At 69.2% G+C, this 8,800-nt stretch carries 7 protein-coding genes; 4 read left to right on the plus strand and 3 right to left on the minus strand.

Annotated elements, in window-relative coordinates:
* The 4 genes from PMI15_RS03425 to PMI15_RS03440 all read left to right on the plus strand — a co-directional run.
* A partial coding sequence (locus PMI15_RS03425) for a thymidine phosphorylase family protein (protein WP_051001911.1) occupies positions 1-1,152 on the plus strand: 1,152 nt, incomplete at its 5' end.
* Between the two features lie 11 nt (positions 1,153-1,163).
* Entirely contained in the window at positions 1,164-2,093 is a 930-nt protein-coding gene (locus PMI15_RS03430; RefSeq protein WP_036837343.1) for a ribose-phosphate pyrophosphokinase, read from the plus strand.
* Positions 2,090-3,616 carry a DASS family sodium-coupled anion symporter gene (locus tag PMI15_RS03435; RefSeq protein ID WP_007863714.1) on the plus strand — a complete coding sequence of 509 codons (1,527 nt, stop codon included), beginning with the start codon at positions 2,090-2,092 and terminating at the stop codon, positions 3,614-3,616. The genes PMI15_RS03430 and PMI15_RS03435 overlap by 4 nt, the downstream gene beginning before the upstream one ends.
* Before the next feature lie 36 nt (positions 3,617-3,652).
* Entirely contained in the window at positions 3,653-4,300 is a 648-nt protein-coding gene (locus PMI15_RS03440) for a SagB/ThcOx family dehydrogenase (protein WP_007863722.1), read from the plus strand.
* Positions 4,301-4,326: 26 nt separating this feature from the next.
* Here PMI15_RS03440 and PMI15_RS03445 read toward each other — a convergent pair whose 3' ends face one another.
* The 3 genes from PMI15_RS03445 to PMI15_RS03455 form a co-directional block, all read right to left on the minus strand.
* The gene (locus PMI15_RS03445) at positions 4,327-5,454 is read right to left on the minus strand and encodes an ABC transporter permease (protein WP_007863724.1); all 1,128 of its coding nucleotides are present in this window, start codon (positions 5,452-5,454) and stop codon (positions 4,327-4,329) included.
* A 1-nt stretch (position 5,455) separates the two neighbouring features.
* Entirely contained in the window at positions 5,456-8,233 is a 2,778-nt protein-coding gene (gene rbbA / locus PMI15_RS03450; protein WP_007863726.1) for a ribosome-associated ATPase/putative transporter RbbA, read from the minus strand.
* A partial coding sequence (locus PMI15_RS03455; RefSeq protein WP_007863729.1) for an HlyD family secretion protein occupies positions 8,230-8,800 on the minus strand: 571 nt, incomplete at its 5' end. The genes rbbA and PMI15_RS03455, both read right to left, overlap by 4 nt.

Genomic DNA, 8,800 nt, shown 5'->3' on the forward strand with positions numbered 1-8,800 from the left:
GTGGCGGCGGGCCGCTACTCGGACCTGCAGCTGGCGGCCTTCGTCACGGCCTGCGCGGGCGAGCACCTGGACATGGATGAAACCATCGCGCTCACGCGCGCCATGGTCAATGCCGGCGAACGCATGCAGTGGGGCGATGGCCTGGTGATGGACAAGCATTGCGTGGGCGGCCTGCCCGGCAACCGGACCACCATGGTCATCGTGCCCATCATCGCGGCCTGCGGGCTGCGCATGCCCAAGACCTCGTCGCGCGCCATCACCTCGCCGGCCGGCACGGCCGACACCATGGAGACGCTGGCGCCGGTGGACCTGGACGTGGCGCAGATACGCCGCGTGGTCGAGCGCACCGGCGGCTGCATCGTCTGGGGCGGCTCCGTGCGGCTCAGCCCGGCTGACGATGTCCTGATCCGCGTCGAGCGCCCGCTGGACCTCGACAGCCAGGGGCAGCTTGTGGCGTCCATCCTGTCGAAGAAAGCGGCGGCCGGCGCCACGCATGTATTGATCGACATGCCCGTCGGGCTGACCGCCAAGGTCCGTAGCGCGCATGCCGCGAACCAGCTTGCCCGGCAGCTCGAACAGGTCGGCCATGCGCTGGGCCTGCACATGCGCGTGGTGCAGACCGACGGCGTGGCGCCCGTGGGCCGCGGCATAGGGCCCGCGCTGGAGGCGCGCGACGTGCTGGCGGTGCTGCGCCGCGACGACGGGGCGCCCGCCGACCTGGCGCAGCGCTCGCTGCACCTGGCCGGGCAGATTCTGGAATTCGGCGGCGCGGCGCCGGCCGGCGGCGGCATTGCGCTGGCCACCGCCGTACTGGAGGACGGGCGTGCCTGGAAAAAATTCCAGGAGATTTGCGAAGCCCAGGGCGGCCTGCGCGAGCCGCCCGTCGCCCCTTGCCGCCAGCCCGTGCCCTCGCTGCGCGCCGGCACCGTGATCGCCATCGACAACCGGCGCCTGGCCCGCATCGCCAAACTCGCGGGGGCGCCTACCTCGGCCTGCGCCGGCATAGCCATGCATGTGCAGCTGGGCACGGTCGTGGAGCGCGGCCAGCCCTTGTTCACGCTGCACGCGGCCTCACCGGGCGAGCTGGCCTATGCGCTGGAATACGCCACCGCGCAGGCCGAGGCGGTGCATGTGATGGAGGACGCGCGGTGAAGCGTGAGCCGATGGTGGTCATCGCCCTGCCCGGCGGCGCGCCACTGGCCGCGGCGCTTGCGCGCAGCCTGCGCTGCGGCTGGAGCGAGCTGGCGCTGCACCACTATCCCGACGGCGAAACCGGCGTGCGCATAGACGCCGCGGTCGAGGGCTGCTGCGCCCTGCTGGCCGGCAGCCTGGACCAGCCGGACGCCAAGACCCTGCCCCTGATTTTTGCGGCGGACGCGGCGCGCGAACTGGGCGCCTCACAGGTCGGCCTGGTGGCACCCTACCTGGCCTACATGCGGCAGGACAAGCGCTTTCACCCCGGCGAAGCCGTCACCTCGCGCAGTTATGCGCGGCTGCTGTCCGCATCGCTGGACTTCCTGGTGACCGTCGACCCGCACCTGCACCGCGTGCACAGCCTGGGCGAGATCTATTCCCTCCGCACGCAGGTCGTGCCGGCCGCCCCCCTGATTGCCCGCTGGCTGCGCGGCCATGTCGCGTCGCCCTGGCTGATAGGGCCGGACGCGGAAAGCGCGCAGTGGGTCGCCGAAGTCGCCGGGCTGGCCGGCGCGCCCTGGACCGTGCTGCGCAAGACACGGCGCGGCGACCGCGACGTGGGCGTCAGGCTGGCAAGCCGCGAACGCTGGCCGGGGCGCGTGCCGGTGCTGCTCGACGACATTGTGTCCACGGGTGAAACCATGCTCGCCGCGACGCGCCTGCTGGTCAAAGCCGGGCTGGGCGCGCCCGTGTGCATCACCGTGCACGCGCTGTTTGACGGTGAAACCCAGCGCCGACTGCTTGAAGGCGGCGCGTCGCGCGTGTTGAGCTGCGACACGATCGCCCACCCATCCAACGCCATCCGCATGGCGCCCCTGCTGGCCCGTGCGGTGCGCCAGCTCAGCGCGGGCAAGGCCCCCCGCCTGAAACCCACGGGTAAACCCAAGGAGATTGCATGAACTCAGTACCCGCTCCCCTGCCCGCTGCGCCACTGCCCGCCAGTGCCGGCGGCGGCCTCGTGAAGCGCGCCGGCCTGGCCGCCGCGCTTGCCGCCTTGCTGGCGATTGCGTGGATGCCCGCGCTTGAAGGCCTGCCGCGCTCCGGCCAGCTGATGCTGGCCATCCTGGCCTTCGCGGTGATTGTCTGGATGACCGAGGCGCTCGACTACGCGGTGAGTTCGGTGGTGATAGGCGCGCTGATGATCTTCCTGCTGGCCTGGGCGCCCGATGCGGCCAGGCCGGGCGGGCCCGCCATGGGCACCGCGGCGGCGCTCAGCCTGGCCCTGTCCGGGTTTTCCAACAGCGCGGTGGCGCTGGTGGCGGCGGCCTGCTTCATCGCCGCCGCCATGTCGGCCACCGGGCTGGACAGGCGCATTGCCCTGAAGGTGCTGTCCAAGGTGGACGCCGGCACCAACCACATCGTGATCGGCGCCATGGCCACCGGCTTCCTGCTGTCCTTCGTCGTGCCCAGCACCACGGCGCGCGTGGCCTGCCTGGTGCCCATCATGATGGGCTTCATCCTCGCCTTCAAGGTTGACAAGCGAAGCCGCTTTGCCGGCCTGCTGGTCATCACCGCGGCTCAGACCGCCAGCGTCTGGAACATCGGCATCAAGACCGCGGCCGCGCAGAACATGGTGGCGATCGGCTTTATTGAAAAGCAGTTCGGCGCCGGCATCACGTGGGCGCAATGGTTTGTGGCCGGCGCGCCGTTCTCGGCCCTCCTGAGCATCGCGCTCTATTTCATCATGACCCGCATGATGAAGCCCGAGATGAAGGAAATCGCGGGCGGCCGGGCCACGATACGCGAGCAGCTCGAGGCGCTGGGGCCGATGACGGGCCGGCAGTGGAAGCTGCTGGCCATCGTGCTGGTGTTGCTGGGTTTCTGGGCCACCGAAAAAGTGCTGCACGACTTCGACACCTCCTCCACCACCATCGCCGCCATCGCGCTGATGCTGCTGCCGCGCCTGGGCGTGATGGACTGGAAGGAGTCGCAGCGCGGTTTTCCGTGGGGCACGGTCCTGCTGTTCGCGGTGGGCATCAGTGTGGGAACCGCCCTGCTGAAGACCAATGCCGCCGGCTGGCTGGCCAACCTGATCGTGCTGCACCTCGGGCTGCAGCAGGCCGGCGCCTTCGCGATCCTGATGCTGCTGTCGCTGTTCCTTATCGTGATCCACCTCGGCTTCGCGAGCGCCACGGCGCTGGCCTCCACCATGGTGCCCATCATCATCAGCGTGCTGCTGGCCGTACAAACGCCGGGCATCAATGTGGTCGGCATGACCATGCTGCTGCAGTTCGTCGTGAGCTTCGGCTTCATCTTGCCGGTCAACGCGCCCCAGAACATGATCGCCTACGGCACCGACACCTTCGACGCGCGCGATTTTGTCCGCACCGGCCTGGTCATCACCCTGGCGGCGGCGGCGCTGCTGGTGATTTTTGCGCTGACCTACTGGCCGTGGATGGGCTACATGACCAAGCAGGCCTGAGCCCGTGACCGTGTAAACACCTTCAGGAGAAACGCCATGACAACCCTAGGAAAATTCGCCCTCGGCCTGATGGGCAAGCTGCGGCCGCAGCCCGCGCTGGGCGACGCGGCCGCCGTGATCACCCTGCCGCCGCCCGACAGGCAGGGCGGCCTGCCGCTGATGGAAGCCCTGGCTGCGCGCCGCTCCCGTCGCGATTACTCGCCGGATGAGCTGCCGCTGCGACAGCTGTCCAACCTGTTGTGGGCGGCCGGGGGTGTCAACCGCGACGACGGTGGGCGCACGGCGCCTTCGGCGCTGGGCGCGCATGAAATCGATATTTTCGCGGCCCTGCCGGCCGGCGCCTACCGCTACGACGCCGCCAGGCATGAGCTGCAGCTGGCCGCGGGCGCAGACTTGAGGCGCATCACCGGCTACCAGGACTTCGTCGACGATGCGCCGCTGGACCTGGTCTATGTCGCCGACCATGCGCGCATGCGCTTTATCCCCGCCGGCCGTCGCGAGGCCTACGCCCACGTCGCGGCCGGGGCCATGGCGCAAAACGTTTACCTCTACGCCGCCGGCAGCGGCCTGGGCGCGGTGATACGCGCGTGGATAGACGGCGCGGCCATCGCCGATGCGCTGGGCCTGACGCACGACCAGCAGGTCCTGCTGTCGCAGACTGTCGGCTACCCCGCGGGGGCCTGAGCGCCGCGGCCCTTCCCTCGCGAAACTCAGGTCGTCTGCGCGACAGTCCTGCGAAAGCTGCCCAGCGAGGCCGCGAACAGCACCAGGCCTATCACCGTGATGGCCAGCAGTTGCGGCCACACCACCGCCAGGCCGGCGCCGCGAAACAGGATGGCCTGGCCGGCCGAGACGAAGTGCGTGGTCGGCGCCACCAGCATGATGTGCTGCACAAACTGCGGCATGCTCTCCCGCGGCGTCGCACCGCCGGACAGCATCTGCAGCGGCAGCAGCACCAGCACCAGCAGCATGCCGAACTGCGGCATGCTGCGCGCCAGCGTCGCCAGGAAGATCCCCATGCAGGTGGTGGCGAAAAGATGCAGCGCGGCGGCCAGCATGAACAGGCTGACGGAGCCCTGCACCGGCACCCGCAGCACGCCCTGCACGATGACGGTGAGCGACACCCCGGCGGCCAGCAGCACCACCAGGCCCATGGACCATATCTTGGCCAGCATGATTTCAGCCGGCGTGACCGGCATGGCCAGCAGGTGCTCGATGGTTCCGTGCTCGCGCTCGCGTATCAGCGCCGCCCCGGTCAGGATGATGGACAACATGGTCACGTTGTTGATGATTTCCATGAGCGAGCCGAACCAGGACTGGTCCAGGTTGGGGTTGAAGCGCAGGCGCATGGCGAGCTCGACCGGCAGCACGGTCTCGGCGCGGTACCGGTTCACAAAGGTGTTGACCTCGCCGCCTATGATCTGCTGGATGTAGCCGCTGCCGGTGAAGGCCTGGCTCATGCGGGTGGCATCCACATTGAGCTGTATCGCCGGCGACCGGCCCGCCAGCACGTCTCGCTGGAAACCCGCCGGTATGGCCAGCACGAAGGTGTAGTCCCCGCGGTCCAGGCCGCGGTCGCCCTGCGCGGCCGTGACGCGCTGCGGCGTGGTGAAACGCGGGAGGTAGAAGCTTTCGGTGATGCGCGCCGACAGAGGCGAGGCGTCCTCGTCGACGATGGCGATGGCCGCGCGGTGCAGGCTTTCGGGCATGGCGGTGGCCGCGACGTAGATCGACACGGTGAAGGTGTAGGCGATCAGCACCAGCATCATGGGGTCGCGCGCCAGGCTCCAGAGTTCCTTGACACCCAGGCGGAAGATGTTGGGGAAAGACAGGCCCATGTCAGCGCGCCTGCTTTTTGAGGAGCACCACCGCCAGCCCCAGGATCACCGGCACCGCCGCGAGCAGCGGCCAGAAGGAGGCGGCCAGTTCGGCGGCGCCCAGGCCCTTGTTGAACACACCGCGGCTGATGGTCAAAAAATGCGTGGCGGGGTAAATGCGGCCTATGAAAGCCCCCGCGCCGGAGAGCGAGGACACCGGGTTCAGCAGCCCGGCAAACTGCACGCAGGGAATGATGGTGCCTATCATGGTCACGAAGAGCGCGGCGATCTGGCTTTGGGTGAAGGTGGACACCAGCAGGCCCAGGCCGGTCGCGCAGACCACATACACCAGCGCCGCCAGCGCCAGCGTGGCGAAGCTGCCCTTGATGGGTACATCGAACACCGTCACGGCCAGCGCCGCCATCAGGAAAAAATTGAGCAGCCCGAGGGCGATGTAGGGCAGCTGTTTCCCGAGCAGGAATTCGCTGCGGGTGACCGGCGTGACGTAGAGGTTGATTATGGAGCCGAGCTCCTTTTCGCGCACCACCGACAGCGCGGCCAGCATGGCCGGAATCATCATCAGCAGCATGGGGATGACGGCCGGCACCATGGCCGGCAGGCTTTTGACGTCGGGGTTGTAGCGAAAGCGGATCTCCACCGTGCCGGCCGCCACGGGCGCCACGCCCAGGCGGTGCAGGGACAGATCGGCCAGCCACAGCTGGTGCATGGCCAGGATGTAGCCGCGTATGGTTTCGGCCCGGGCGGGCATGGCGCCGTCCACCCAAGCGCCTATCTGCGCCGGCTTGCCGCGTTGCACGTCGCGCGCAAAGCCCGAAGGAATTTCAACGGCCAGCGAAATGTCGCCGGCGCGCATGCGGCGGTCCAGCTCGGCCTCGCCGGCAAGCGGCGCCTTCTCGATGAAATACGGCGAGCCCGACAGGTTCAGCGCGTAAGCTCGGCTGAGCACGGTCTGGTCGCGGTCCAGCACCGCGTAGCTCAGGTTCTCCACGTCCAGGCTGATGCCGTAGCCGATGATGAACATCAGGATGGCCGTGCCCAGCAGCGCCAGCGTCGCGCGCACCGGGTCGCGCCGGAGTTCCAGGGTTTCGCGCAAGGCATAGCTCCAGGCCCGGCCGGCACTGAAGCCGCCCTGCCGCGGCGCGGCGCGGGACGCCGCGGTGTCCGCAACTTGCGCGGCCTTCGCGGCCGGTGCTTCAGGGGCGGCAACGGCAACGGCAGCGGCCGCTGCGGCGGCCGGCGCGGCTTCTTCGAGGTAGCTGATGAAGGCCTCCTCCAGCGTGGCGGTGCCGCGCGCCTGCACCAGCGCCGCCGGCGCATCGGTCACCAGCACCCGGCCCGCGTCCATCAGCGAAATGCGGTCGCAGCGCGCGGCCTCATTCATGAAATGGGTGGAAATGAAAATCGTCACCTGGTCCTTGCGCGCCAGGTCCACCATGAGCTGCCAGAACAGGTCGCGGGCAATCGGGTCCACGCCCGAAGTCGGCTCGTCCAGGATCAGCAGCTCCGGGCTGTGCACCATGGCCACCGCGAGCGACAGGCGCTGGCGCACGCCCAGCGGCAGGTTTTCCGGCAGGCTGTGCTGCACGCCGTCCAGGCCGAAGCGGCCCAGCATCTCGTCGACCCTTGTTTCAATGCCGGCTTCCGGCAGGCTGAACAGCCGCGCATGCAGCACCAGGTTCTGCCGCACGCTGAGTTCGGCGTACAGCGAAAACGCCTGCGACATGTAGCCGACGCGGCGGCGCGTGGCCATGTCGCGCGCATCGACCGCGCGGCCGAACAGCAGGGCCTGGCCTTCGCTGGGCGCCAGCAGGCCGGTCAGCATTTTCATGGTGGTCGACTTGCCGCAGCCGTTGGAGCCCAGGAAGCCGAAGATCTCGCCGCGCCTGATCCTGAAATCCACATGGTCCACGGCCACGAAGTCGCCAAAGCGTTTGCTGAGGCCCTGCGCCTCGATGGCAAAACCCGCGTCGCCCGTGCCGGCCAGCGGCGGGATCACCACCTCGGCATGGCCGCGCCGCCGCGCCTCGGGCAGCAAGGCGATAAAAGCCGCTTCGAGCGATCGGCATCCGGTGTGCGCCTTCAGCTCGGCCGGCGCGCCGGCGGCCAGGACGCGCCCGGCGTCCATGGCGACCAGCCAGTCGAAGCGGTCCGCCTCCTCCATATAGGCGGTGGCGACGATCACGCTCATGCCGGGGCGGCCGGCGCGTATGCGCGCGATGAGCGTCCAGAACTGCGCGCGCGACAGCGGATCGACGCCCGTGGTGGGCTCGTCCAGTATCAGCAGGTCCGGGTCGTGGATCAACGCGCAGCACAGACCCAGCTTTTGCTTCATGCCGCCCGACAGCTGGCCGGCGGCCCGCGACAGGAATGGCGCCAGCCCGGTGCCGGCCGTCAGCGTGTCTATGCGTTGCCGGCGCCCGGCCGCGTCATGGCCGAACAGGCGGCCGAAGAACTGCAGGTTTTCCTCGACCGACAGCGTGGGATAGAGGTTGCGGCCCAGGCCCTGCGGCATATAGGCGATGCGCGGGCACACCGCCTGGCGGTGGGCGGCCTCGCGCATGTCGCCGCCCAGGACTTCGACATCGCCTTGCTGCACCTGGCGTGCGCCGGCCAGCAAGGACAGCAAGGTGGACTTGCCCACACCGTCCGGCCCTATCAGCCCGACCATGCAGCCGGCGGGAACGGCCAGGCTGATGCCGTCCAGCGCGACGGTCTTGCCGTAGCGCAGGTTCAGGCCCGAGAGCTTCGCGACCGCGGGCGCTTCCAGCGACAGCTTCACTGCGGAACTTTCACCGCCAGTTCAGGCGGCCATGGCTGCTTCGGGTCCAGACGCACCCAGGCCACGCCGGGCACGCCGGTCTTGACCTGCTGCAGGTGTTTGAGCAGCAGTTCCCTGTCGATCTGCGCCTTGATGCGAAACATCAGCTTCTCGCGTTCGCTGGCGGTCTCCACCGTCTTGGGCGTGAACTGCGCGGTGCTGGCGACGAATGACACGCGCGCCGGGATCACGTACTGCGGTGCGGCGTCGAGCACGATGTGTACCTCGCTGCCCAGCGCCAGGCGGCCCGCGGCGGCTTCCGGCAGGAAGAAGGTCAGGTAAACATCGGACAGGTCCACCATGTTCAGCAGCTTGCCGCCCGCGCCCAGCACCTCGCCGGGCTGGGCAATGCGGTACTGCACCCGGCCCGCGCGCGGCGCGACCAGCGCGCTGTCGTCGATGTCGGCCTTCACCCGGGCCAGCGTGGCGGCGGCGGCGGCCACCGCCGCGCGCGCGCCGGCCACCTGGGTGCGGGCGGCCACGACGGCCGCCTCGGCGGCCCGTACCTGCGCGCGTGTCGCGGCGGTT

It is taken from the genome of Polaromonas sp. CF318 (genome assembly GCF_000282655.1).
Classification (GTDB): Bacteria; Pseudomonadota; Gammaproteobacteria; order Burkholderiales; family Burkholderiaceae_C; genus Polaromonas.